This is a genomic window from Tardiphaga sp. 839_C3_N1_4 (assembly GCF_051811045.1).
Classification (GTDB): Bacteria; Pseudomonadota; Alphaproteobacteria; order Rhizobiales; family Xanthobacteraceae; genus Tardiphaga.
Genome location: NZ_JBPWQD010000001.1, coordinates 5,832,665 through 5,857,725 on the forward strand (window position 1 = coordinate 5,832,665; position 25,061 = coordinate 5,857,725).

Here is a 25,061-nt window from a genome sequence, read left to right on the forward strand (position 1 = left end):
CTTGGCGTCACCTCCAGACGTGGATGGCCGGGACAGGCCCGGCCATGACGGCGCTTTTTCGATTGGAAATCACCATGCCGGTCTATGAATATCTTTGCGACAATTGCGGCCCCTTCACCGACATGCGTCCGATGGCCGAATGCGACGATCCGCAGGACTGCCCGCATTGCGCGACGCAGGCGCCGCGGGTGATCCTGACCGCGCCGGCGTTCTTCTGCATGCCCTCCGACAAGCGCAAGGCGCACGCCACCAATGAACGCAGCCGCAACGCGCCGAAGACATCGGCGGAGTACAAGGCGTCGCATGGGGCCGGTTGCGGCTGCTGTTCCGGCAAGAAGCCGTCGCGGCTGGTGAAGCAGACCCGCTCGGGCGCCAAGAGCTTCCCGACAGCGCGGCCGTGGATGATCAGCCACTGACTCCTCTGACTTGATGCGCTAAAGTCCACTCCCGTGTGCCTCATTGCCGCGGGAGGCGGAGGCGCACCATGCGACACAACCCATTCGGCAAAACCAAGCGCGACGTCTCAGTCATCGGGCAGGGCACCTGGTATATCGACCATAGTGACCGCGCTGCGGCGGTCAGGGCGCTGCAGGCCGGCCTCGATGCCGGCATGAACCATATCGACACGGCCGAAATGTATGGTGACGCCGAGCTCGTGATTGCAGAGGCCATCGCCGATCGTCGCGACGAGGTGTTCCTGGTCTCCAAGGTGCTGCCGAGCAACGCGTCGCGGAAGGGCACCATCGCCGCCTGCGAGCGCTCGCTGAAGCGGCTGGGGACTGATCGGCTCGATTGCTACCTGCTGCACTGGCGCGGTCAGGTTCCGCTTGCCGAGACCGTGGCTGCCTTCGGAGAGTTGAAGGCCGCCGGCAAGATTGCCTCCTGGGGTGTCAGTAATTTCGATGTCGACGATCTCAACGAGCTGTCGAAACTCGCAGGCAAGGGCGCCATCGCCTGCAATCAGGTGCTCTATCATTTACAGGAGCGCGCCATCGAACACCGCGTGATCCCGTGGTGCGAGAGCCATGGCGTCGCCGTCGTGGCCTATTCGCCGTTCGGTCATAATGATTTCCCGTCGCCGCGCTCGCCGGGCGGCAAAATCCTGCAGCAGGTCGCCGATGCCCATCTGGCCACGCCGCGGCAGGTGGCGCTGGCTTTCCTGATCCGTCAGCCAGCGGTCTTCGCAATTCCGAAGGCGTCTTCGGCCGCCCATGCGGCGGACAACGCGGCGGCGAGCGCATTGACGCTCAGCGCGGCCGAACTGGCCGATATTGGAAAGGTATTCCCGCTCGGGCGGGAGCCTTCCAGTCTGCCGATGCTGTAGGGATGCGGTAAATCGATGCTGCGCTGCACGCTGGCCGCCGATGCGTCGGCCGGCATAGGTTTTTTTGCCTGCCTGCATATCCGTGTCCTGATATCGGCAGTTGTCCCGGCCTCGTGATCGTCGTTTTGTGAGCTTTATTCGATTCGGCTCGCATGCACCGACGAGCCCGCATATTGGTCCCCGCTCGTGACAAGCCATGTTCCGCCGCCGAAGACTGCTGCCCGTGTATCGGCTCATCGCCATACCGACCGGCCGTTGCACGGCATTCTGATGATCATTTGCTCGACGGCGTTTCTGGCGTCATCGGACGCGATGGCGAAATACCTGTCGCGCACGGGCATGCCATCGGTGGAGATCGCCTGGATCCGCTTTCTGGTGTTCGTCGTGATCCTGCTGCCGATCGTGTTGGCGCCGGCCTCGGGCAATCCGATGCGCTCGACGCGGCCGCTGCTGCAGGTATTTCGCGGGCTGGGCCTGTTGTGTTCGTCGATCTTCTTCATCATGGCGCTCGGTTATCTGCCGATCGCGGAAGCGACTGCGACCGGCTTCATCTCGCCGCTGTTCGTCACCGGGCTATCGGTTCTCTTCCTCGGCGAAAAGGTAGGTCTGCGCCGCTGGACCGCCACCATTGCCGGGCTTCTGGGCGTATTGATCATCGTGCGGCCGGGCACCGCGGCGTTTCAGCCCGGCACAATCTTTCCGATTATTTCGGCGCTGGGCTGGGCGACTGCGCTGGTGCTGACGCGCAAAATCAGCGGGGCCGACCGCGCCAGCACCACGATGGCGTTCTCGGCGATCACCGGCTTTCTCGTGCTCAGCGTCATCGTGCCGTTCTACTGGATCGTGCCGAGCTGGACGCAGATCGCGCTCGGTGTTGGTATTGGCGTCGCCGCTACTGTCGGCCACTGGATTGTCGTATTGGCCTTCCGCTATGCGGATGCGTCGGTACTGGCGCCATTCTCCTATGTGCAGCTGGTGTGGGTGACGCTGATCGGCTTCTTCCTGTTTGGCGAAGTGCCCGATGCTGTCACTTTCGTCGGTGCTGCAATCATCATCGCCAGCGGTGTCTACACCGCACATCGCGAACGCGTGCGCCGCGCGCAGGTCACCGCGCCGGCGGAACCTTATCCGAGCGCATAATGATGAGCTGTTGATCGAAACAGGTCGTCCCCATTGCTCGATTTCCCTTGAGCCATGGCGCTTGCGGTGGGTACATCCGAATGTATTGCATATCTTTCCGCAAACATGGACGATGATACCCCGGCATATTTCGGGCTTTATCGCGGCTTAAGAATAACAGCTCTTCCGTGCAATTTTTCCGTGAGTTTTAAACATTCCGAACGTTGCACGCGCTATGCTTCGATATCTCGTCATATGTTGGTATCTTTATGCTAAGAGTCTGGAATTGCATCGAGTTGCAGCATGACTGGCGGCAGATCCTGCTGGCTGCAGCGGTGTGTTTTCTCTCCAGCCTTGCTGCCGTCAACCTGTTCACGCGTGCGCGCACCGCATTGCCCGACACGCGCCTTGCGTGGTTGATAACCGCAGGCGCGGTCACCGGCTTCGGCACATGGGCGACGCATTTCATCGCGATGCTCGCATACACGCCTGGTTTCGAACTCCACTACGACCTCATCATCACCGCCTGTTCGCTCGTCGCCTCTGCAGTGATGACCACGGCCGGCTTCGCCATCGCGCTGTTCAATCGAACCAAACGGAACGCGCTGGCCGGCGGCGCGGTGATCGGCCTCGGCATCGCCTGCATGCACTATATGGGCATGGCGTCGCTGCGCATCCCCGCCATCATCCAGTGGATGCCGGATCTCGTGACGGCGTCGGTCGTCGGCGGCATGGTGATTGCCGCCTTGGCGATCCTCGTCGCCCACACCGCCGACCGGTCCGGCAAGCTGCTCGTTGCCGCACTGCTTCTGACGCTCGCGATCTGCGTACATCACTTCGTTGCTATGGGCGCGATCGATCTGACCTACAATGCCGCAGCCGCTGAGAACCAAAGTCTGCTGTCGCCGATCGAACTGTCGCTGGCCATTGCGGCCTTCACCGCTGCCGTAGTGATCGCCGGCCTCGTCGTTGCCGTAACAGATCAACGCACCCGCCGCAGCATGAGCAAGCGCAATCTGCAGCTCGATGCGGCGCTCAACAATATGGAGCAGGGCCTATGCATGTATAGCGCCGATGGCCTGCTCGAATTGTGGAACGAAAGCTACTTGCGCATGTACAATATCCCGCCGGCGAAAATGTTGGCCGGCGCGACTGAGGATCAGGTGCTGGCAATTCGCGCGGCAGCTGGCACGCTGTTCGTCGACATGGATAGTTATGAGATGAAGATGCGGACGGCCCTCGCGGATCGCGTGCCGAGCAGTCAGACCGCCGAGCTGCCGGATGGACGCGCCATCAATGTACGCTACCGGCCGATGAAGAATGGCGGCTGGGTCGCGACCCACGCCGACATCACCGACCGCAAACTCAGCGAAGCGCGGATCGTGCATCTTGCGCGGCACGATCCGATCACCGATCTGCCCAATCGTGTTGCCTTCAACGAATATCTGGCCCGCGTCTTCAAAGAGGCGTCGGCCGGACACGGCTCGTTCGCCATCGCGCGGATCGATATCGACCGCTTCAGAGAAACAAATGATGTATACGGCCAGGCCACCGGAGACGCCGTACTGGCCGAGCTGGCGAAGCGGCTGGCGCAAGCCTGCAACGGTGCATTTCTGGCACGGCCGAGTGGCGATATCTTCTCGATCGTGTCTCATCTCGGCGCGGAGCCGCAAACAGCGGAAGATCTCTGTGCGCGGTTGTCGGGCATTCTCGATAATACGTTTCAGATCGACGGCCAGCACGTCAATGTTCGCTGTAGTATCGGCATCTCGGTCTATCCGCAGGACGGCCAGGATATCGAAGCTCTCATTGCGCATGCGGATCTGGCGCTCGACCGCGCCAAGGCCGAGGAAGGCGGTACCATCCGCTTCTTCGAGGCTGCGATGGATCAGCACATCCGCGAGAAACGACTGCTGCAACGTGATCTCGTGGTGGCGGTCGAGAACAAGCAATTCCAACTCTATTTTCAGCCGCAGGCGACCACGGAGGGCGCTGTCGTCGCCTTCGAGGTTCTGCTGCGCTGGCGGCATCCCGAGCGCGGCATCATCTCGCCGACGGTGTTCATTCCGCTGGCGGAGGAGAGCGGTCTGATAGGCGCGATCGACGAATGGGTGGCGCGCGAGGCCTGTCGCGAGGCGGCAACCTGGGTCAATCCGCTGTCGATCGCCATCAATCTGTCGCCGGTCAATTTTCAGCGCGGCGATGTGCCCGGGATGCTCGCCGCCGTTCTGGCGGAAACCGGTCTCTGCCCAAAGCGTGTCGAGATCGAGATCACCGAAGGCGTGCTGATTGACGATTTTGCTGGTGCCATCGCAATCCTGCACGCCGTCAAGGAATTGGGCGTTCGCGTCGCCATGGATGATTTCGGCACGGGTTATTCGAGCCTGAGCTATCTGCAGGCTTTCCCCTTCGACAAGATCAAGATCGACCAGACCTTCGTGGCCAAGCTCGAGGACAATCCGCAGTCCGCGGCTATTGTTCACGCTATCATCGGGCTCGGCCGCTCGTTGAAGCTCCCGGTGATCGCCGAGGGCGTCGAGACCGTCGCCCAAATGTCGTTTCTTGCCGCCGAGGGCTGTGCGGAGATCCAGGGCTTCCTGATCGGCCGCCCACAGCCGATTGCGCATTATCAAAGCGTCGTCAGCGCCCTGGGTGGTACCGCCGCCACGGTGAAGCGAGCCAGCTAGCTCTGGGCCCTTACACCGGCAGTGCGATCGAATACTTCACCTGGCTGAGGGCGAAGCTGGATTCGATCGAGGCGATGCCGTCGAGCCGCGTCAGCTTGTTCTTCAGGAATGCCTCATAGGACGACAGATCCGCCGCGACGACGCGCAAGAGATAGTCGCGGTTGCCGGTCATCAGATAACATTCCAGCACTTCCTCCCATTTCGAGATCGCTTTCGCGAAACGGTTGAGGTCTTCCTCCTTCTGCCTGACAAGCTTGATGGAGATGAAGACGCTGACCGGTAGTCCGATTGCCTTCTGATCGACCAGGGCCATGTAGCGGGTGATGACGCCGCGCTCTTCCAGCAATTTCACCCTGCGATGGCACGGCGAGATCGAGAGCCCGACCTTTTCGGCGAGCTCCTGCATGGTGATGCGGCTGTCTATCTGCAGCGCGGCGAGAATCTTGCGGTCGATTGCGTCGAGGGCTGACATTGGGAAAATTCCATGAAATGGGAGCCGGGACAATTGGTTTATCCCAATATGGCCATGGTTGTCGCGATGAATTGAGAAAATCCCTTTGGCGCGCCTGCTAGAATGGCGACCTCATTACGAACCAGCTCAGCTGGCCGACGCGGGAGTCCATCATGCCGATCGATCACAATCGCCTGCAGACCCTGACCGCATTGGCGCGCAAGGTGCTCTGGCTCTCGTCATGGACTATCCACAACGCCAATCACATCCGCCCTAATGCCGACGGCCTCAAGGTTGGCGGCCATCAGGCTTCGTCGGCGTCGCTCGCGACGATCATGTCAGCGCTCTATTTTTCTGTGCTGAAGCCGGAGGATCGCGTTGCGGTGAAGCCGCATGCCAGCCCGGTGTTCCACGCCATCCAGTATCTGTTCGGCAACCAGACGCGCGAGAAGCTTGAGAACTTTCGCGGCTTCAAGGGCGCGCAGAGTTATCCGTCGCGCACCAAGGACATCGACGATGTCGATTTTTCCACCGGCTCCGTCGGCCTCGGCGTCGCGCAGACACTGTTCTCGTCACTGGTGCAGGACTACGTCTCGGCTCACGGCTGGATGAAGGACCGCCGCGAAGGCCGCATGATCGCGCTGGTCGGCGATGCCGAGATGGACGAGGGCAACATTTTCGAAGCGCTGCTCGAAGGCTGGAAGCATGGACTGCGCAATACCTGGTGGGTCGTCGACTACAACCGCCAGAGCCTCGACGCCGTCGTGCGCGAAGGTCTGTGGGAGAAGTTCGAATCCATGTTCCGCAACTTTGGCTGGGACGTGGTGATCGTGAAGTATGGCCGGCTGATGGACGCCGCCTTTGCCGAGCCTGGCGGCGCCGCGTTGAAGACCTGGATCGACAATTGTCCGAACCAGATCTATTCGGCTTTATGTTTTCAGGGCGGCGCAGCGTTCCGCAAGCGGCTCAATGACGAGATCGGCGATCAGGGGCCGGTGTCGCGCCTGATCGAGGCGCGCAGCGACGACGAATTGCTGGCGCTGATGTCCAATCTCGGCGGTCATGACATGGCCAGCATGATTGAAGCCTTCGAGGCGATCGATCACGATCGTCCGGTCTGTTTCATCGCCTACACCATCAAGGGCATCGGCCTGCCGTTCCAGGGCCACAAGGACAACCATGCCGGCCTGATGACGCCGACGCAGATGGAGACCTGGCGCGCGGCACAGAACATCCGGCCGGGCCATGAATGGGACAAGTATGAAGGTCTGACGCAGGACCCGGCGAAGCTGGATGCCTTCCTGAAGAATGTACCCTTCGTGCAGCAGGGCACGCGACGCTTGTCAGCGCCTGTCATTGACGTTCCCGCGCATCTGTCGTTCAAGCCGTCGCCGGAGATGTCGACACAACAGGGCTTTGGCCTGGTGCTGCACGAGCTGGCGCGAGGCGACACCGAACTGGCGTCGCGCATTGTGACCGCGTCGCCCGATGTCACCGTGTCCACCAATCTTGGCGCCTGGGTCAATCGCCGCGGGCTGTTTGCGCGCGCCGAGAAGGCCGACCACTTCCGCAGCGAGAAGATTCCCTCGACTTTTAACTGGGATTTCTCGCCAAAGGGCCAGCACATCGAACTCGGCATTGCCGAGAGCAACCTCTTCATCCTGATGTCGGCGCTGGGCCTGTCGAACAGCGTCAACGGCACGCGGCTGCTGCCGATCGCGACACTGTACGATCCCTTCATCAGCCGCGCGCTCGATCAGCTCAATTATGCCTGCTATCAGGATGCCCGTTTCATGGTGGCGGCGACGCCATCGGGCATCACGCTGGCGCCGGAAGGCGGCGCGCATCAGTCGATTGCGACGCCGCTGATCGGCATGGCTCAGGACGGTCTCGCCTCGTTCGAGCCGGCTTTCGTCGACGAACTCGCGGTGATCATGGGCTGGGGCTTCCAGCACATGCAGCATGACGCGGGCACCGATGAGGCTGGCCAACGCACGGGTGGGTCGGTTTATCTGAGGCTGTCCACGCGCACGATCGAACAGCCGCAGCGCATGATGACGCCGGAGCTGCGGGAGGGCATCACCGATGGCGCCTATTGGCTGCGCAAGCCGGGCGCCAATTGCGATCTGGTGATCGCCTATACCGGCACGCTGGCGCCGGAGGCGATCGAGGCGACGGGATTGCTCGGCGACAGCCATCGCGACATCGGCCTCTTGGCGATCACCTCAGCCGACCGTCTCCACGCCGGCTGGACATCGGCGCGGAAAATTCGCCGCGACAAGCGTAATCCGCAGCATCTGAGCCATATCGAGAAGCTGCTGCAGCCGCTGCCGCGCGATTGCGGCATCGTCACCGTGCTCGATGGCCATCCCGCGACTTTGGGCTGGATCGGCAGCGTCTGCGGTCATCGCATGGAAGCGCTGGGCGTCGAGCAATTCGGCCAGACCGGCACAATTGGCGATCTCTATCGCCACCACGGCATCGACGCGAATGCGATCGTCGATGCGGCGGAGGAGCTGAGCGGCGTGCCCGTGCTGCATCGGAAGATGGCGGTGTAGCGCTGGAGAAGCCATGGCCTTCTCAGATGTCATCCCCACCTAGTACGCCGAAGGCGTACGCGGCGCGGGGATCCATAACCACGGTCAGAGCAAGAGAAGCGGCAGAGCCATGATTTCAGTGCTTTGCCGCAATCTCTAGCGTATATGGGTCCCCGCCTTCGCGGGGACGACACGAGAGTTTGGGGCAGCTCCGCCTCAAAACGCCTTGAACGTGATGATCGTGTGGGTGTCCTGGATGCCCGGGATGGTCTGCACCTTCTCGTTCACGAAATGGCCGATGTCGGTGGCGTTATCGACATAGAACTTCACCAGCAGGTCGTAGTGGCCGGCGGTGGAATAGATCTCCGAGGCGATTTCGGCTTCGGCCAGCGCGTTGGCGACGGCGTAGGACTGGCCAAGCTTGCACTTGAACTGGACAAAGAAGGGGACCATCGGGATTCTCCGGAAACGGGCGATTTTAGAGATCATCAAGCCCAAAACAGGGTGCGGCGCAAGCCGCCAGCATGTCGCCGGGTTGCTGGTTCACGACTGGCAGGGTAGGACTGGTATAGCTGCTTATCCCTTGATCTCGTGCGAGTTTTTCCGATGCCCACACCCGTTGCGCTGACCATTGCCGGTTCGGATTCCTCGGGCGGCGCCGGGATCCAGGCCGACCTCAAGACCTTCGCGGCGCTGGGCGTCTATGGCGCGTCGGCGATCGCCGCGCTGACCGCGCAGAACACAAAGGGCGTCACCGGCATCCATCAGGTGCCCGCTGAGTTCGTGAGCGAGCAGATCAATGCCGTGTTCGTCGATCTTGCGGTCGGCGCGGTCAAGATCGGCATGGTCGCGCAGCGCGATGTGATCGAGGCGATCGCCGCGGGCCTCGCGACATGGCAGCCGAAACATGTGGTGCTCGATCCTGTGATGGTCGCGACATCAGGCGATCGCCTGCTGGCGCCGGAAGCCATCGCTGCACTGCGCAGCACGCTGATCCCGCTGGCGCAGATTATCACGCCAAATCTGCCAGAGGCCGCCGCACTGCTCGATGAGCCGATGGCGGAGGGCGATGCTGCGATCGAGGCGCAGGGCAAGCGGCTGCTCGCGCTCGGCTGCAAGGCTGTGCTGATCAAGGGCGGTCACGGGACCGGCCCGGAGAGCACCGACTATTTTATCACGGCGGAGCGTGCCATTGCATTGCCGGCAGCGCGCGTGTCCACGAAGAATACGCACGGTACCGGCTGCACGCTGTCATCAGCGATCGCGGCGGGCCTCGCCAAGGGGCAGGACATGGAAGCCTCGGTGCGTGCGGCGAAAGCCTATGTCACAGCGGCGATCGGTGCCGCGGATCGTTTTACGGTCGGTCACGGCCACGGCCCGGTGCATCATTTCCACGCATTCTATTAGGCGTATCAAGGTTGGTTCAAGCCAACCTCGGCGCGCTCCCATCGCCTGAGCATCGGCTCGCGCACGAGCCCGTTGCATCTCATGGCCTGTGACGAAGGAATGTCGTGTGCCGCTTACGAACCGTCGCGGCAGACGCTCACCATGTAGATTGTGAGCTCATTCGTGCCGATGAGGCTGTAGGGATCCTCGACTCCCTGTTCGCGTAGCCATTTCAGCTGAAGGTCATAGGCTTGGCGTTCGTGGGCAGCCACACACGGAGCTTCGACGTTGTTGGCTCGTTGCACGTGATGCACGAGCTCATGCAGCAGCGCGCTCTTCTGCCGCAAATTGATCGGTTGCCATTCGTGGGGCAGGTAGATCGCGCCTTGTTCGCGGCTGTAGAGGGCCTGAAATTCGAGCCCGCTATTTTCCGGCGCACCACTCAGCACAGCCATTTCTTCTGACGTCGCGAAATGGATTGGCGGGTGAGCCGGAGGGACGAAGCCGGTTTGGGCGATGATCCATGCGATATAGGTGGCGATCAGAGCGTTCACGTAGTGACCTCATGCGGATATGGCCTGCGGGGAATTGAGCGCTTCGGTTTGCGTAATCGTGGCGAGGATCAGAAAAGGCCCGAGCTCAAATCCAGGCCGTAAGTGAGCGAGAGCACGAACACCAGAATTCCGGCTCCGCAGAAAAACAGAAAATGCTTGAGCACATCGGCTCCGGTGATCGAACGAATCGCGCGGGACATCGCGCTCGCGATTGCAGTCATGTCAGCCTCACGATTGTTGCCGTCCATTGATGATTGATGCCTCTTCGCCTGCCGCGATCAGTCGCCCCAGGCCGCTATATTCACAGGGCGACTGTGCTCGGGCGCCGCCCGTGCGAGCAGGACGCCACCAATCACGTGCACAATGCCGAAGCCGATAAGGATCAGGATGATCAGGTGTGTTTCGCTCAGTCGCCTCACGTTTCTTTTCCTTTCACTGTTCTGTATCTGACGAACGCGCGTGTCCGGCGATGGAATAGGCTTGCCAAGATTGGTTTCGACGCGGTCGGAGATGAGATGCTGGTAGCGATGAACGATGTTGATTGCCTGCCGGCGACGTGATTCATGAAGTGCGCTGACGATCATCGAAGCCCCTACAGGTGCTGGAGATGGCGCCGGAAAGTCGGTCTTCATCACTCTTTTCCTGATACTTCACGGGATGATGCAGGTGAGCTTGCTGACCGCTGGGCCCGCCTGACACCCTTGAAATTTGCGTTAGAAACTTCGCCGCGCTTGCTGGCATTGGCAGCGATGCTACTGCGGCGTTGGCTTTGTTCGCCTACGGTAGCGGCGGGCTCGACATGTGGTATGTGACGAAATCATTGGAAGCGAGGTCAGGCTGATCGGCTTGGGGCCTTTGGCTCGTTGCAGCCAAAGCAATCAACAAAATCGAGCCATAGAACGCGATCACTCCAATTCTCCATCTCGCGACGACTCGTCGTTCGTCTTCGGTTGAGAGAAAGGCATACGATAGCGCTCGCAGTTGCGCGGTATTGGTCAATGCGACCTCCTGCTTGATAGCGACTTCGAAATCGAACTGAGATCAGTCGCCTCCGAAAAGGAGAGGTGAGACGGGAGGCGTGGCGTGCGAAGCCGCTCTGGCTTTCGGAGCGGCGAGGGAAGTCCGCGCCACATCAACTCCGGCGAGGATCACGGTCAGGGTAGCGATGACCGCAATGATGTGACGCGTGCGCATGAAGGCTTCCGGGTGAAGTTGCTCTGCGCCGAATGCCGCTCGCATCTCGTCGCATTTTGATTTGAACCCGCTGCCGTCTCATCCGGCGTTAGTCAGCCGTCATCGCTGCGTTAATATTGCTCGCAAAGTTGCCAATCCAGGTAGAATGTATATTGAGAGCGCGCGTCTGTTCAAAAATTGGAAGTAATTGGCATTGTGCCCAAAATTTAATCTTTCGCTTTTGGGACGCTTCGTGCTCACCGGGCCGAACGGCGCCGTCGGCTTGCCAAACAAGAAGCTCTCGGGATTGCTTGCTTATCTGGCTTGCACGGCACCGGAGCCTCAGCCGCGCGAAAAACTGTCGAGCCTGTTCTGGGGGTCTTATTTCGACGCGCAAGCCAGGCAGAACCTCCGTCAGTCATTGTTCAAGCTACGTCAAATTCTGGGTCGGGATGCTCTCAAGAGCGATGGCGAGTTCGTATCGCTGAATACGACGGTGATCCTGTGCGATGTCAGCCGGTTCGAGGTCCTGGTGCGGGAAGGCGGCCGCGATGCGCTGGGTGAGGCAGCGGATCTCTATCGAGGGCGCTTCGTCGATGACATCGGTGTTACCGAAGAAGGCTGGAGCGATTGGCTGGCTGGCGAACGCCAGCGATTTCAGGAGCTGGCTCTAAGTGCGATGGTCGGGCTCGGCGAAAAAGAGCTGGCCGCCGGTCGTGCCGATCACGCATTGAAGGCCGGGCATCGCGCGAGCGCGCTGAACAACATGCGTGAGGATGCGCACCGGTTGATCATGCAGGCTTTGTCTGCAACAGGGCGTAAAGCTGAAGCGCTCAAATACTATCAAGAGGTCGTTACGCTTCTGAAGCGAGAGCTCAACACGGAGCCGGACGAGGCAACCCGAGCACTCGTCGCTGAACTACGCAGGGCCCAGACACTGGCTGAATCGGTGGTTGTCAGCGAGGTCGAGATATCGGTTCCACCCGCGCCTGCTCTGATGATGGCCGTGGATCAACCATCCATCGTGGTTCTGCCGTTTCGGAACATGAGCGACGACCCGGAGCAGGAATACTTCGCTGACGGTGTCACCGAGGACATCATCACCGCTTTGTCGCGCTTTCGCGAATTCGTGGTCATCGCACGCGGATCGAGCTTCGCCTTCAAGGATAGAAGGCTGACCAGCCGGCAAATCGCACAACAACTGGGTGTTCAATACGTCCTGAGCGGCAACATCCGCAAAGCGGGCAACCGCATCCGTGTCTCGGCCGAACTGACCCATGCCCGCGATGAGGTCCAAGTGTGGTCGGATCGCTACGATCGCGCCATCGTCGATGTTTTTGATCTGCAGGATGACATCAGCGCGAGTGTCGCTGCGGTGATTGATCCGGCGGTGCGGAGCGCCGAGGTCGAACGCGCACGGCGTAAGCCGCTCTCGGATCTTTCAGCTTACGACATCTACCTGCGAGCGCTTCCCTATCTATGGAGCGGAACCCGTGACGGGATCACGAGGGCGATCGTATTGTTGCGACAGTCTCTCACCCTCGATCAGCTGCGCCCAGCCACGCTGGCGTCCCTTGCCTGGGCACTTGTCATGGCGTCGCCTCTGGGGGCGGCGGCTTTGCCGGAAACGTTGGTCGAAGCCCTCGCCTTGGCACGCCGCGCCGTCGAGGAAGATGGCACAGATGCTTTTGCCCATGCGGTCTATGGCTTCACATTGTTTGGTCCGGTCGGCAACAACGATCAGGGGCGCGTCCACTGCAAGGAGGCTGTGCGCCTCAATCCAAGCTCCGCCTTCGCCTGGGGCATCCTTGGAATGATCGACAGCATGGGTGGTGACTATGAGCATGCTGTCACATGCCTTCACCGGTCGATCGCCCTTAGCCCCTACGACAATATGCTCCATTTTTGGATGACGGGCCTGGCTGCATCATGCTTTGCGCTCGGGCGCCCCGAGGATGGTATCTTGTGGGCGCGCAACTCGATCCAGCAGAATCCGGCCAACGGTACGGGTCATCGCATGCTGGTAGCCAATCTTGTAGCCGCCAGGCGATTGGAAGAGGCGCGTGACGTGACGCGCCAGCGCGATGCCGTGCAAAAGACGACTATCACAGAGCTTCGTGCTATGCGCTTTTTCAAGCAGGACGCTGCTCTCGAACGTTACCTGTCGGCTCAGCACGAAGCCGGCGTTACGGATTGAGCCTCACGCGCTGACTGCAGATATCAACGTCCGGACGGTCATGAAGACCAGGATGAGCGAGCCCACAGTCCAAAAGGTCGCGCGGATCTCATGAATCTGTCCGGTGAGATAGGCGATAAAGTGAAGCAGACGTGAGGCGACGTAGCCGTATAGCAGCCATTGCGCGAGCAGCAGGGATGGTTGCGTGAGAATGTAGAGCAAACCCGCGACCAGGAAGTAGGGCAGGCTCTCAAGATCGTTCATTTGGATCCGGCGAATCCGCTCGACGCGCTCGTTGGGCAAGAGTTGCGCCGGGGAGGGCGCGGGGTTCATCGGCGTCTTCTTGATATCCTCCGGCGAACGGTAGCCGCCTTTGACGTCGACCATACGGACTACAGTCAGCCACGACATCGCCACAGCCTTGAGGATCGTCAGACTCGCAGCAATGACGTAGGTAGCGAATAGCGGATCGTTCAGAGTGAGCTTGTCCAATGCGCCGTCCCCCACAGGTCATAGATCGTATCTATGATCCAGCGCGTTTCCCAGTGAAATACAATGTCTGTTTGCACGATCGTCCGATTAACCGCCGTTGAAAAGGACGAATGTCGTGTCATGGAAATGCTCCACCCGAAGATTCTTGATCTTCTGGTGAGTCTCGGAGACATCGATACTCACGCTCCTGGTCGAGCGCAGGTCCGCCGCAACAATTGGATTATGATTTTGGGTTAGCGGCGCTTCAGTAGCCAAGGCTCCCAGAAAAACCGTGACGCTTCGGCATGCGCTTCGTACAGGCCGATGCCGATATCGCAGAGAAAATCGGGCCTGTCTCTGATATCCGCGCGCAACTCTGCCCTGAAGCGGGCTCGCTGCCGCCACGTGGCAGGCAGACTGAAGATCGCACCAAGACGCAGATGATCGTCGCCTGATACAAACTGTGCGTAGGCGCGCATGGTGGTGCTCCGATTTTTGCGACCGGGATATCCCGGTACATCGCTGTGTGACAGCCATTGAAGCCTGTCGACGTCGTCGCCGACGTCAGTCAGGCGTCAGAGCAGCGTTATTTTCGCTTAAGGCGCCGCGAAAAGGCGGCCAGGCGTTTCGGAACGCGTTCAGGAAGGGCTTCGTCTTGCAAATTCCGCGCGCGTTAGCGCCGGATTCACGAGCCACGCGCTGCAGCCGCTCTGCGGGTACATATCGGTTACGGTAGTCCCTTTGGCGGTCCTCTGGCGTATCCAGCGGTACCTCTCATGCGACACTCTGTCGTCGATCTGTCATCCCGGCTTGATATCAGCCGAACAGCAAATGGGTTGTCCGATTCTTCCGGACACGCTGGACGGAACCTTCGATGACGACGCTGGATCTCGAAAAATCCATTGTTGAAACGGCCTATGCGCGCTGGGCTCCGATCTATGATGCGGTGTGCGGTCCGGTGATGCTGAAGGGCCGGCGCGCGGCTGCGGAAGCGGCGCGTGCTGTGGGCGGCAAGGTGCTTGAAGTCGGCGTCGGCACGGGCCTGTCATTCGATGACTATGATGCGACAACCGAGATCACCGGTATCGATCTGAGCGCGCCCATGCTTGCCAAGGCGCGCGCCAAGATGGCGACCGGCCGCTATCCATGGGTCAAGGACATCAGGGAGATGGATGCCCATGCGATGAGCTTTGCAGACGCGACCTTCGACTGTGTCGTCGCGCAGTTTGTGATTACGCTGGTCGAGAATCCCGAGCAGGTGTTGTCCGAGTGCCACCGGGTGGTGAAGCCGGGCGGACGCATCATTCTCGTCAATCATCTGTATTCGGAGACTGGTCTGGCAGCCGCCGTTGAGCGCTGGGCCGCCGTGAAGACCCGTTCCTTCGGTTTGCGCCCGGAATTCCCGTTCGCGCGGCTGCAGGCGTGGTCGCAAGCGAATGCTGAATCGATCCTCATCGAACGCCGCAAGGTGGCGCCGTTCGGCATCTACACATTGGTTACTTTTGAGCGAACCGCGGCGGCGCTGGCGGCGTAAATCGTCATCGCCGTGTCATGCAAATCAGTTAGCTGCTCGACATGGAAAGAGACGTGATGAGTGAAGGCAACGAAAAGCGCTTTCGCACCTTGTTTATCTCCGACGTCCACCTTGGCGCCCGCGGATCGCAGGCTGACCGGCTGCTGGACTTCCTCCGTACCCATGATGCCGATACCATCTATCTCGTTGGCGACATCGTCGATGGCTGGGCGCTGAAATCCGGCTGGCACTGGCCGCAGTCTCATAACGACTTCGTCCAGAAGATGCTGCGCAAGGTGCGCAAGGGCGCCAAGGTCGTTTACATTCCCGGCAATCACGACGAATTCCTGCGCAGCTATTACGGCACGCATTTCGGCGGTATCGAGGTTGTCGAGACCGCGACGCATGAAGGCGCGGACGGCAAGAAATATCTCGTCATCCATGGCGATATTTTCGACCTAGTGGTGCAGAACGCGCGCTGGCTCGCCCATCTCGGCGACAAGGCCTATGACTTCGCGATCCAGATGAATCGCCTGGTCAATGCGCTGCGCAAATTGTTCGGCTTCCCTTACTGGTCGCTGTCGAAATGGGCCAAGATGAAGGTGAAGAACGCCGTCAACTATATCGGCGCGTTCGAAGAGACGCTGGCCGGTGAGGCGCGGCGCCACGGCGCTGATGGCGTGATCTGCGGCCACATCCACTACGCGACGATCCGCGACGAGCATGGCATCCGCTACATGAATTGCGGTGATTGGGTCGAAAGCTGTACGGCGCTGGTCGAACACGAGGATGGCCGCTTCGAGATCATTACCTGGACCGATCCGGTCCGCCGCGGCATGCCCGTGCCGGCGCTTGCACCGGCCAAGGCGGCTTGAAGGATGGCGGATTGATGCGCATTCTCGTCGCTACCGATGCCTGGCATCCCCAAGTCAACGGTGTCGTGCGGACGCTGACGATGATGGCGGAGGCGGCGAAGGGCTTTGGCGTCGATGTGAGTTTTCTCACGCCGGAATCGTTTCGTACGGTCGGGCTACCGAGTTACGCTGATTTGCGCGTCGCGATTCCGAGCCGCCGCAAGATCGCGCAACTGATCGACGAGGCGAAGCCCGACAACATCCACATCGCCACTGAAGGCCCGATCGGATTTTCTGCGCGCGCTTATTGCCGCCGTCGCAACATTCCCTTCACCACCAGTTTTCACACGCGCTTTCCCGAATATATCTCGGCGCGTTTTCCGATTCCGGAATCCTGGGTCTGGGCCGGCCTGCGCCGCTTCCATGGCGCCAGCTCTGCCGTGATGGCGGCTACGCCGGCGCTGGCGAGCGAGCTACGTGACCGCGGCTTCCGTAATGTCGTGCTGTGGCCGCGCGGCGTCGACGCCAATCTGTTTCATCCGCGCCAGGTCGATCTCGGCAAGCCGAAGCCGATTTTCCTCTCAGTCGGCCGCGTCGCCGTCGAGAAGAACCTCGAAGCTTTCCTCGATCTCGACCTGCCGGGTACGAAGGTCGTGGTCGGCGATGGTCCGGCGCGTGCCGCGCTCGAAGCGAAATATCCCGAGGCACTGTTCACGGGCGCGCTGCAGGGCGAGGCTCTGGCCGTTGCCTATGCTTCAGCCGATGTCTTCGTGTTTCCGAGCAAGACCGACACCTATGGTCTCGTGCTGCTCGAGGCGCTGGCGAGCGGCGTGCCCGTGGCTGCCTTCCCGGTAACGGGTCCGAAGGACGTGATCGGCGCGTCGCCAGTCGGTGTGTTGTCGGATGACTTGCGGCAGGCCTGTCTCAAGGCGCTCGAGATTTCGCCGCAGGATTGTCTCAGCTTTGCTGCCGGTCACACCTGGGAAGCGTCGGCACGCGCTTTCGTTAACAATATCAGCCATGTGCGGGCCGAAATCGCCGCCCGTGCACCGTCCGCAGCGAAGCATCCGCGTTTCGCTGCCTGATCTGCGATTGGTATAGCTTGCCCGCTGGTTGTGCCGCGCGATAAAATGCGCGCATGACAAACACCTCGATGCCGATCACATCCGCCGATATCGATGCCGCCGCGCGCGTCATCGCCCCCTATGCGGCGCGCACGCCATTGCTCCGCTCGCCTGCGCTCGATGCGCAGACCGGCGCGAAAGTGTTCCTGAAGCCTGAAGTGCTGCAGCGAACCGGGTCGTTCAAGTTTCGCGGTGCCTTCAACAAGATTTCCTCGATCCCCGAGGGTGAGCGCGGCAGGGGCGTCGTCGCATTCTCCTCCGGCAATCATGCGCAGGGCGTTGCCGCCGCGGCGCAGATCCTTGGCATGAAGGCGACCATCGTGATGCCGTCCGATGCGCCGGTGTCGAAGGTCGAGCGCACCAGAGGCTATGGCGCCGAAGTCGTGCTCTATGACCGCGACAAGGAAGACCGCGAAGCCATCGCGCGCGATATCGCCGGCAAGAGCGGCGCCACGGTCGTGCCGCCCTATGACGATCCGTTCGTGATGGCCGGGCAGGGCACCGTCGGCCGCGAGATCGCCGAGGATATGGCCGCTTTGGGCATCGCGCCGGACATCGTGTCTGCGCAAGCGTCCGGTGGCGGCCTGATCGGTGGCATCGCGACCGCTGTGAAGGCGCGTTTCCCGGAGACTTCGATCATCGTCGCTGAACCCGCGGGGTTTGACGATCACGGCCTCTCATTACGCGCTGGCAAGCGCGTCGCGCACAGCAATACGGGCCGAACGATCTGCGATGCGCTGATGGCCCTGACGCCCGGCGAAATCACCTTCGCCGTCAACCAGCATCTGCTGGCGGGTGCCGTCACCGCTACTGACGACGAAGTCGGCAAGGCGATGGCCTTTGCGTTTCGCGATTTGAAGCTGGTGGTCGAGCCTGGCGGCGCCGTGGCGCTGGCTGCGCTGATGCACGGGCGTTTCGACGCGCGCGGCAAGACGGTGGTGATCGTTTTGTCCGGCGGCAATGTCGATGCGGATCTCTACGCCAGGATCATCAACGCCTGATCCGGCCAGAGGCGCTTACGAGAAGAACGCGATCTTCTCGGCTTGCGTCATCTTGCGGATCGGCGCCAGCGGGTCCGATGCCGGCGCGTTCGGATCCGCGATCACGCCGCCAGCAATCAGCGCTGCCCCAAGCGACGGCGCGGCGGCTTCCACCTGAGGCACTAGGTCCGGTTGCGGCGGCTCGGGTGCCAGTGCAACCTCGGCGATCTGCGCCAGCGTCATCAGATCGGGATTGAGGACTTCGGGCTCGGCTGGCTGAACAGCGACAGCTTCAACCTGCATCACCTCAGGCTCGACGTATTGAGGCTCGGCAAGTTGAGGCTCAATAACGTCCGGCTCGCTCAGATCGAGCGCGCCCATCTCTGCGGCGACCATATCGAGCACAGCGAGGTCATGTTCGTCCTCTGCAATGCCTGCCGTTTCAGGCGCCTGCGCGATGTCGTCAGCGGCGATAGCCACCGAGGCCTCCGCCATCGTCGCGGTGAGCTCCACGGTGGCTTCTGCGATAGGCGCAACTGGTTCGGCAACGGTCTCTGGTGCGACCGTTTCCGCAACGACCGGCTGCACGGCGGCGCGCGGCGGTTCGACGCCTGAGATCGTGACCGTCTCAGCCAGCACTTCGCTCGCCTGTGACTTGAACAACGGCGTCACGGATGCTTCGCGTGCTTCGGCGACAACGGGCTCAGCCTTTTCGGCAGCCGGAGTCGGTTCGGCCTGCGCAACCGTCGCCGCGCCGCCATCGACCATCTGCTCGATCCGCTGCATCAACAGATCGTAGCTCGCCAACACATCCTCACGGCCGTTGCCATTGAGGGCCTGCTGGCCGGCCTCGATGGCCTTCACCTGTGTGTCGAGCAGATCGCAGATGCGCGTGTCGGCGCCGCATTCGCGCAGCGTCCAGGCGATCTCGCGGATGATGCGGGTGCCGTTGCGGGCACCGGTTAAAACCTCGTCGGTGTCGACGCGCGGCATTGCTTCGATGGCGCTGGCCTTGGCCTGACGGACGGCCGAACGGATCGCGCCGAGGGCGGCGATCAGGCTGAGCGCCGGCGCCTGTTTCTGGGCGGCGAGATTGGCTTCAAGGCGCGTGACGGCTTCGAGCACCAGGCTGGTATCGGCAGTGCGGTTGCGCTTGGCATATTCGGCAAGAAACCAGCGACCGCGCGCGGTCTCCATGAAGGCTTCGCGGATCGCGTCATAGTCTGCCTCGCCCGGCAAGGTGGGGCGGGCGGAGATCGGCGACAGGGCAAATGCTTCTTCGGCCATCATGATAACTCGTGGCGCGCACAGGGATGCGCGGTATGTAACCATCTCCACGATCCCGTGGCGAATCGCAGTTCACCTCATGATAGCCGAATCTGCCACCCATAGCGCCCCGCAAATCCGCCGCAAATTCGCGCAGCGGCTGGCGATGTTCTACGGCACGGTGTTCGGCTCCAGCGGCTTCTATCTGCCGTTCTTCCCCGTCTGGCTGAAGGCGATCGGCATCGATCCGACCTGGATCGGCGCCATCCTTGCTGTGCCGTCGATGACGCGCTTCACCACGCTGCCCTTCATCACCGCTTTCGCGGAGCGCCGTCATGCCCTGCGCCAGACGATGATTGTCTGTGCCTTTCTCACCATGATCGGCTTTGCGACAGTGGGCACGCTACGCGAACCGCTCGCCGTGCTCCTGGTGTTCGCGCTGACCGCAGTGGTCTGGACGCCGCTCACGGCGCTGACCGATGGCTATGCGCTGAAAGGCGTGGTGCGCTTCGGCTTCAGTTACGGTCCGCTACGGCTGTGGGGCTCGGCCGCCTTCGTGGTTGGTGCGCTTGCTTGCGGTCTGGTGGTCAACTGGCTCGACGGTCAACATCTGATCTGGGTGATTGTCGCGGCGATGGTGCTGTCGGCTGTCGTCAGCCTTGGTCTGCAGCCACTTGGCGCGCCGACAGGCGACGGCACGGTGCTCTCGAAGGCAAGCGCGTTGCTACGCGATCCCGGCTTCCTCGCCATAGCGATCTCAGCCGCACTGATCCAGGGCAGCCATGCCGGCTACTACACCTTCGCGTCGATCACGTGGCAGGCGGCTGGGCTCGACGGCCTCACCATCGCGGGTCTGTGGACGCTCGGCGTGCTGGCCGAAATTGTCCTGTTCGCAGTGTCGCCGCGCCTGACTTTGTCACCTGCAACCATGGTCATCCTTGGTGGCCTTGGCGCATTGCTGCGCTGGACGCTGACCGCGCAAACGCTTCCGCTCCCGATTCTCGTGGTTGTGCAATTGCTGCACGGCGCGACCTACGGTCTGACGCAACTCGGCACAATGGGCCTGCTGCTGCATCACGTGCTGCCGCACGTCATGGCGCGGGCGCAGGGCTATGTCACCGCCTGCACCGGCCTTGTGATGAGCAGCATGGCGGTTCTGTCAGGCGCGATCTATGCGCGTTACGGCGAGGGCGTTTACTACGTGATGGCCGTGCTTGGCCTTGCCGGCGCGACCGTCATATGGTTCGGCCGGCATCGCGCCGGGCAGCCGCCGGGCGTTGCGGGCGATCAGCCCCAGAGCGCCGCGTCGGGCGGATAGACGGTGCTTTCGTCATAGCGCAGACCGCCGTCGCGATCCCCGGCGAGCAATAGCGGACCATCAAGATCGACGAAGCGTGCATATTGCGCAATCAGCATCGCGGGCGCCATCGCCAGCGACGTCGCCACCATGCAACCGACCATGATGTCGAGATTCATGGCACGCGCGGCATCCGCCATCGCCAGCGCTTCGGTCAGGCCGCCGGCTTTGTCGAGCTTGATGTTGATCGCATCGTAACGCCCGCGTAACGCCTCGAGCGAAGCCAGGCCATGCACGCTCTCGTCGGCGCAAACCATGATCGGCCGATGCACATGCATCAGCGCATCATCCTTGCCTGCCGGCAGCGGCTGCTCTATCAGCGTGACGCCGGCATTATGGCAGGCATCGAGATTGGCTTTCAGGTTGTCCGGCGTCCACGCCTCATTGGCATCGACGATCAACTCGGATTCCGGTGCGGCCTGGCGCACGGCCGTGATGCGGCTGATGTCGTCGTCACTGCCGAGCTTGATCTTCAGCAGTGGCCGGTAGGCCGCCTTTGCGGTGGCGGAGGCCATCGCCTCGGGCGTACCAAGCGAGATCGTATAGGCGGTGGTGCAGGCGCGCGGTGCCCGCCGCTGCAGCATATCCCAGACGCGCTGGCCCCGGCTCTTGGCTTCGAGGTCGAGCAGGGCGCAATCTAGGGCGTTACGGGCGGCACCGGCAGGCATGGCCGATTGCAGGGCGTTTCGGTCGAGGCCCGCGGCAAATCGGTCCTGCATCGCCAGGATGGCCGCCAGCGTGGCCTCCGGGGTCTCGCCATAGCGCGCATAGGGGACGCATTCGCCACGGCCGGTCAAACCGCCGCGGTGGATCTCGGCGACCACGACGACGGCCTCTGTTTTGGCGCCGCGGCTGATGGTGAAGGCGCCAGCGATCGGCCATTGCTCGATCCGGGCGGTCATTAGGGCGGGGGCAGCGTCGGATGCGGACAATGCGGCGTCTTTCGGGCTGTGGCCGGCAACGGCGGGTAATGGCGTGTCTATAAGTTTACGTGATCGCCGTGAACTTGTTTGCGACGCAATGCCGGTGTCTGACAGTCCCGTCGGGGCGAATTAAGGCCATATTAACCATAGCAACGTGTTGGCTTCACTTGGCTTCTCAGAAACGTATTTGGGCGTGTTAATACTTTGTTCATGCACAGACTGAACGCCCGCGGGAGCCTGTTTTGAGCGGCCCGACCTTGGAACAGATCGCGAAAGGCGACGGCTTGGCGCTGTGCGCGGCTGGGTCGTGGACGGCGCGCTTTGCCCCCGCGCTCGAAAAACTCGTCGGCGAGGCCGAGAAGCTGACCGGTAGCCGCCCCAACATCTTCATCGACGTGTCGCAGGTCTCCAAGCTGGATACATTCGGCGCCTGGCTGATCGAGCGGTTGCGTCGGGCGCTGACCAATGGCGGCCACGAGGCGCAGATCGCGGGCCTTTCGGCGAATTACGCGACCCTGGTCGACGAGGTCCGCCGCGTGAAGCCTGCGGTCCCGTTACCGGCAAGCGGTAGCGCCCTGACTGCCGTGCTCGATGGCATCGGCCGCAATATCTATGGCATCGGGGAAACCCTCGTCGCGCTGGTCGATATGATTGGTGCCGTGATCGCGGCCTGGTTCCGCGTCTGGCGGCATCCGTCGAAATTCCGGCTCACCTCGGTGGTGCATCACCTGGAGCAGGTGTGCTGGAACGCAGTACCGATCGTGGTCCTGATCACCTTCCTGATCGGCTGTATCGTCGCCCAGCAGGGTCTGTTCCATTTTCGCCGCTTCGGCGCCGACGTCTTCGTGGTCGACATGCTCGGCGTGCTAGTGCTGCGCGAGCTCGGCGTGCTCTTGGTGGCGATCATGGTCGCCGGGCGCTCCGGCAGCGCGTATACCGCCGAACTCGGCTCAATGAAGATGCGCGAGGAGATCGATGCGCTCCGCACCATGGGTTTCGATGCCATCGAAGTTCTGATCCTGCCGCGCATGGTGGCGCTGGTGCTGGCGCTGCCCATTCTCGCATTTCTAGGCGCGATGGCTGCGCTCTATGGTGGCGGTCTGGTCGCCTGGCTCTATGGCGGAGTCGATCCATCGTCGTTCCTGTCGCGTCTGCGCGAGGCGATTTCGATCAACCACTTCATCGTCGGCATGGTGAAAGCGCCAGTGATGGCCATGGTGATCGGCATCGTGGCCTGCGTCGAAGGCCTTGCCGTGCAGGGCAGCGCGGAGTCGCTGGGGCAGCACACAACATCGTCCGTGGTGAAGGGAATATTCTTTGTGATCGTGATGGATGGCGTGTTCGCGATCTTCTTCGCAACGATCGGGATCTGACGGCCATGACCTCGACGACTGCGACGCCCATTACTGAGACGCCGACGGCTGCTGCCTCCATCTCTGCCGATGCGATCATCAGCGTGCGCGATCTTACCGTGGCATTCGGCAGCCGCCGTGTACTCGATGGTCTCAATCTCGATGTCACCCGCGGCGAAATCCTCGGCTTCGTCGGTGCGTCCGGTGCCGGCAAGTCCGTGCTGATGCGCACGATCATTGGCCTCGTGCCGAAAGTCTCCGGCACGATCGAGGTGTTCGGAACTGATCTCGATGGCGGCGACAAGGAACGCCGCGATGTCGAGCGGCGCTGGGGCATCCTGTTTCAGCACGGGGCGTTGTTCTCGTCACTCAACGTGCGGCAGAACATCCAGTTTCCGGTGCGCGAATATCTCAAGGTCTCGGAGCGTCTGCTCGATGAGATCACCATGGCCAAGCTTACCATGGTCGGGCTCAAGCCGGAGGTCGCGGATCGCTATCCGTCGGAACTTTCGGGCGGCATGATCAAGCGCGTTGCGCTGGCGCGGGCGCTCGCGCTCGATCCGGAGATTGTGTTCCTGGACGAGCCGACATCGGGTCTCGATCCGATCGGCGCTGGCGATTTCGACGAACTGGTGCGCACGCTGCAGCGAACTTTGGGGCTGACCGTTTTCATGGTAACTCATGATCTCGACAGCCTGCATACAGCCTGCGACCGGATCGCCGTTCTTGGCAATGGCAAGATCATCGCGCAGGGAACGATGGCCGACATGCTGGCCTCGCAACATCCCTGGCTACGGGAATATTTCCACGGCAAGCGCGCACGCGCTGTTATCGGCTAGTTGTACTGGAGTTGGTTTGATGGAAACGCGGGCGAACTTCGTCCTGATCGGAATTTTCACGCTGGCGGTGATCGCCGCAGCGTTCGGCTTCGTGTTGTGGTTCCAGAATCTGCATTCGACCACGCAGCGCACGCCGCTGCGCATCATTTTCGAAGGCGCGGCGTCGGGCCTGCGCAACGGCGGCAATGTCAACTTCAATGGTATCCGGGTCGGCGAGGTCGTCTCCGTGAAGCTCGACAATCCCAAGCGTGTCGTTGCGCTGGCGATGGTCGAGAACATCGCGCCCATCCGCAAGGACACGCAGGTCGGGCTGGAATTTCAGGGGCTCACGGGTGTAGCGGCGATCGCGCTGAAGGGCGGCGATGAAGCTGCGCCCGCGGTCCCGCTGGATACCGACGGCGTGCCGGTGCTGACGGCCGATCCGGAGCTGCTGCGGGATATCTCTGAATCGATCCGGGCAACGCTGAACAACGTCAATCGTCTGGTCGCCGACAATCAAGATACTCTCAAGGGCGCCATGAAGAATGTCGAAACCTTCACGGCGACGCTCGCGAAAAATTCGGAAGTGATCGACGGCATCATGCTGAAGATCGACAGCGTGATGGGCAAAGCCGATGGTGTCATGGGCAAAGCCGACAGCGTCGTCGCGCGGACCGACAATATCCTGCTCGGCCTTGATGCGCTCGCGGGCGGCAAAGACGGCGGCGAACTCACGGCGGCCGTGAAGTCGTTTCATGAGCTGACCGAGAACCTCGACAAGCGCTCGGGCGCTCTGATCCTCGACGGTCGCCGCACGCTCGCCGATATCAGCCGTGCGGTGAACAATCTTGACCGCAACCCGACGCGCCTGTTGTTTGGCGCCAGCAGCGGCACACCCGCGGCTGCGCCTGCACCGGCGGCGCCTCCGGCATCTGTCGCACCGCCGCGTCGTCGCCAGCAGGCTCAATAGGCACCAGTCTGAATATAGAGGGAGAG

Annotated in this window: 24 protein-coding genes; 15 read left to right on the forward strand and 9 right to left on the reverse strand. The window is 61.6% G+C overall.

Translation table 11 applies throughout. From position 1 onward, the window contains the following. Positions 1-74: 74 nt before the first annotated feature. The 4 genes from AB8A38_RS27870 to AB8A38_RS27885 all read left to right on the forward strand — a co-directional run bounded on the left by AB8A38_RS27870 (position 75) and on the right by AB8A38_RS27885 (position 5,130). Complete coding sequence (locus AB8A38_RS27870) at positions 75-416, forward strand: FmdB family zinc ribbon protein (RefSeq protein WP_439088619.1); 342 nt, start codon at positions 75-77, stop codon at positions 414-416. A gap of 68 nt (positions 417-484) precedes the next feature. Next, a complete protein-coding gene (locus AB8A38_RS27875) occupies positions 485-1,324 on the forward strand; it encodes an aldo/keto reductase (RefSeq protein WP_439088119.1) in 840 nt (279 codons plus the stop codon). 186 nt (positions 1,325-1,510) lie between these two features. Further along, positions 1,511-2,464, forward strand: a complete 954-nt coding sequence (locus AB8A38_RS27880; protein ID WP_439088120.1) for a DMT family transporter — start codon at positions 1,511-1,513, stop codon at positions 2,462-2,464. Positions 2,465-2,712: 248 nt separating this feature from the next. Beyond that, positions 2,713-5,130, forward strand: coding sequence for a bifunctional diguanylate cyclase/phosphodiesterase (locus AB8A38_RS27885; RefSeq protein WP_439088122.1), 2,418 nt, complete (start codon positions 2,713-2,715; stop codon positions 5,128-5,130). 10 nt (positions 5,131-5,140) lie between these two features. On the opposite strand, the gene AB8A38_RS27890 is transcribed toward AB8A38_RS27885, so the two are convergent. After that, on the reverse strand, positions 5,141-5,602 hold the full coding sequence (locus AB8A38_RS27890; RefSeq protein ID WP_089265228.1) for an Lrp/AsnC family transcriptional regulator: 462 nt from the start codon (positions 5,600-5,602) through the stop codon (positions 5,141-5,143). Between the two features lie 152 nt (positions 5,603-5,754). On the opposite strand from AB8A38_RS27890, the gene AB8A38_RS27895 reads away from it, so the two are divergent. Then, positions 5,755-8,139, forward strand: coding sequence for a transketolase (locus tag AB8A38_RS27895; RefSeq protein ID WP_439088124.1), 2,385 nt, complete (start codon positions 5,755-5,757; stop codon positions 8,137-8,139). A gap of 195 nt (positions 8,140-8,334) precedes the next feature. On the opposite strand, the gene AB8A38_RS27900 is transcribed toward AB8A38_RS27895, so the two are convergent. Next, positions 8,335-8,571 carry an Lrp/AsnC ligand binding domain-containing protein gene (locus AB8A38_RS27900; RefSeq protein ID WP_068735543.1) on the reverse strand — a complete coding sequence of 79 codons (237 nt, stop codon included), beginning with the start codon at positions 8,569-8,571 and terminating at the stop codon, positions 8,335-8,337. A gap of 153 nt (positions 8,572-8,724) precedes the next feature. Here AB8A38_RS27900 and thiD point away from each other — a divergent pair, with 153 nt between their 5' ends. Beyond that, the gene (gene thiD / locus AB8A38_RS27905) at positions 8,725-9,525 is read left to right on the forward strand and encodes a bifunctional hydroxymethylpyrimidine kinase/phosphomethylpyrimidine kinase (protein ID WP_439088125.1); all 801 of its coding nucleotides are present in this window, start codon (positions 8,725-8,727) and stop codon (positions 9,523-9,525) included. 113 nt (positions 9,526-9,638) lie between these two features. On the opposite strand, the gene AB8A38_RS27910 is transcribed toward thiD, so the two are convergent. The 3 genes from AB8A38_RS27910 to AB8A38_RS27920 all read right to left on the reverse strand — a co-directional run bounded on the left by AB8A38_RS27910 (position 9,639) and on the right by AB8A38_RS27920 (position 10,690). Beyond that, positions 9,639-10,058, reverse strand: coding sequence for a DUF6647 family protein (locus AB8A38_RS27910; RefSeq protein WP_439088127.1), 420 nt, complete (start codon positions 10,056-10,058; stop codon positions 9,639-9,641). Positions 10,059-10,126: 68 nt separating this feature from the next. After that, positions 10,127-10,306, reverse strand: coding sequence for a hypothetical protein (locus AB8A38_RS27915; protein ID WP_175366484.1), 180 nt, complete (start codon positions 10,304-10,306; stop codon positions 10,127-10,129). A gap of 30 nt (positions 10,307-10,336) precedes the next feature. Beyond that, positions 10,337-10,690 carry a hypothetical protein gene (locus tag AB8A38_RS27920; RefSeq protein ID WP_315843103.1) on the reverse strand — a complete coding sequence of 118 codons (354 nt, stop codon included), beginning with the start codon at positions 10,688-10,690 and terminating at the stop codon, positions 10,337-10,339. Between the two features lie 794 nt (positions 10,691-11,484). Here AB8A38_RS27920 and AB8A38_RS27925 point away from each other — a divergent pair. Then, positions 11,485-13,428 (forward strand): BTAD domain-containing putative transcriptional regulator, encoded by a 1,944-nt coding sequence (locus AB8A38_RS27925; protein ID WP_315843102.1) that lies wholly within the window; start codon positions 11,485-11,487, stop codon positions 13,426-13,428. A gap of 3 nt (positions 13,429-13,431) precedes the next feature. Here AB8A38_RS27925 and AB8A38_RS27930 read toward each other — a convergent pair whose 3' ends face one another. Beyond that, a complete protein-coding gene (locus AB8A38_RS27930) occupies positions 13,432-13,899 on the reverse strand; it encodes an MAPEG family protein (protein ID WP_315843101.1) in 468 nt (155 codons plus the stop codon). Between the two features lie 233 nt (positions 13,900-14,132). Further along, positions 14,133-14,357: a DUF1127 domain-containing protein gene (locus tag AB8A38_RS27935; RefSeq protein WP_315843100.1), complete on the reverse strand. Its 225-nt coding sequence runs from the start codon at positions 14,355-14,357 to the stop codon at positions 14,133-14,135. A 395-nt stretch (positions 14,358-14,752) separates the two neighbouring features. Here AB8A38_RS27935 and AB8A38_RS27940 point away from each other — a divergent pair, with 395 nt between their 5' ends. Genes AB8A38_RS27940 through AB8A38_RS27955 form a run of 4 tightly spaced genes read left to right on the forward strand, consistent with a single transcriptional unit; the run spans position 14,753 to position 18,370 of the window. Beyond that, positions 14,753-15,412: a class I SAM-dependent methyltransferase gene (locus AB8A38_RS27940; protein WP_315843099.1), complete on the forward strand. Its 660-nt coding sequence runs from the start codon at positions 14,753-14,755 to the stop codon at positions 15,410-15,412. A 56-nt stretch (positions 15,413-15,468) separates the two neighbouring features. Further along, positions 15,469-16,266 carry a UDP-2,3-diacylglucosamine diphosphatase gene (locus AB8A38_RS27945; RefSeq protein ID WP_410001825.1) on the forward strand — a complete coding sequence of 266 codons (798 nt, stop codon included), beginning with the start codon at positions 15,469-15,471 and terminating at the stop codon, positions 16,264-16,266. A 14-nt stretch (positions 16,267-16,280) separates the two neighbouring features. After that, positions 16,281-17,330 carry a glycosyltransferase family 4 protein gene (locus AB8A38_RS27950; protein ID WP_439088129.1) on the forward strand — a complete coding sequence of 350 codons (1,050 nt, stop codon included), beginning with the start codon at positions 16,281-16,283 and terminating at the stop codon, positions 17,328-17,330. 53 nt (positions 17,331-17,383) lie between these two features. Then, positions 17,384-18,370, forward strand: coding sequence for a threonine ammonia-lyase (locus AB8A38_RS27955; RefSeq protein WP_315843097.1), 987 nt, complete (start codon positions 17,384-17,386; stop codon positions 18,368-18,370). Positions 18,371-18,385: 15 nt separating this feature from the next. Here the strand turns inward: AB8A38_RS27955 and AB8A38_RS27960 are convergent, their stop codons facing one another. Further along, positions 18,386-19,639 carry a hypothetical protein gene (locus AB8A38_RS27960; protein WP_439088130.1) on the reverse strand — a complete coding sequence of 418 codons (1,254 nt, stop codon included), beginning with the start codon at positions 19,637-19,639 and terminating at the stop codon, positions 18,386-18,388. Between the two features lie 76 nt (positions 19,640-19,715). Here AB8A38_RS27960 and AB8A38_RS27965 point away from each other — a divergent pair, with 76 nt between their 5' ends. Then, the gene (locus AB8A38_RS27965; RefSeq protein WP_439088131.1) at positions 19,716-20,933 is read left to right on the forward strand and encodes an MFS transporter; all 1,218 of its coding nucleotides are present in this window, start codon (positions 19,716-19,718) and stop codon (positions 20,931-20,933) included. Here the strand turns inward: AB8A38_RS27965 and dgcA are convergent. Continuing rightward, entirely contained in the window at positions 20,903-21,874 is a 972-nt protein-coding gene (gene dgcA / locus AB8A38_RS27970) for an N-acetyl-D-Glu racemase DgcA (RefSeq protein WP_439088620.1), read from the reverse strand. The genes AB8A38_RS27965 and dgcA overlap by 31 nt on opposite strands. A gap of 263 nt (positions 21,875-22,137) precedes the next feature. On the opposite strand from dgcA, the gene AB8A38_RS27975 reads away from it, so the two are divergent. Genes AB8A38_RS27975 through AB8A38_RS27985 form a run of 3 tightly spaced genes read left to right on the forward strand, consistent with a single transcriptional unit; the run spans position 22,138 to position 25,035 of the window. Continuing rightward, on the forward strand, positions 22,138-23,268 hold the full coding sequence (locus AB8A38_RS27975; RefSeq protein ID WP_089265213.1) for an ABC transporter permease: 1,131 nt from the start codon (positions 22,138-22,140) through the stop codon (positions 23,266-23,268). A 5-nt stretch (positions 23,269-23,273) separates the two neighbouring features. Beyond that, on the forward strand, positions 23,274-24,086 hold the full coding sequence (locus tag AB8A38_RS27980; protein ID WP_439088133.1) for an ABC transporter ATP-binding protein: 813 nt from the start codon (positions 23,274-23,276) through the stop codon (positions 24,084-24,086). Positions 24,087-24,105: 19 nt separating this feature from the next. Further along, positions 24,106-25,035, forward strand: coding sequence for an MlaD family protein (locus tag AB8A38_RS27985; protein ID WP_089265211.1), 930 nt, complete (start codon positions 24,106-24,108; stop codon positions 25,033-25,035). Positions 25,036-25,061 lie beyond the last annotated feature (26 nt).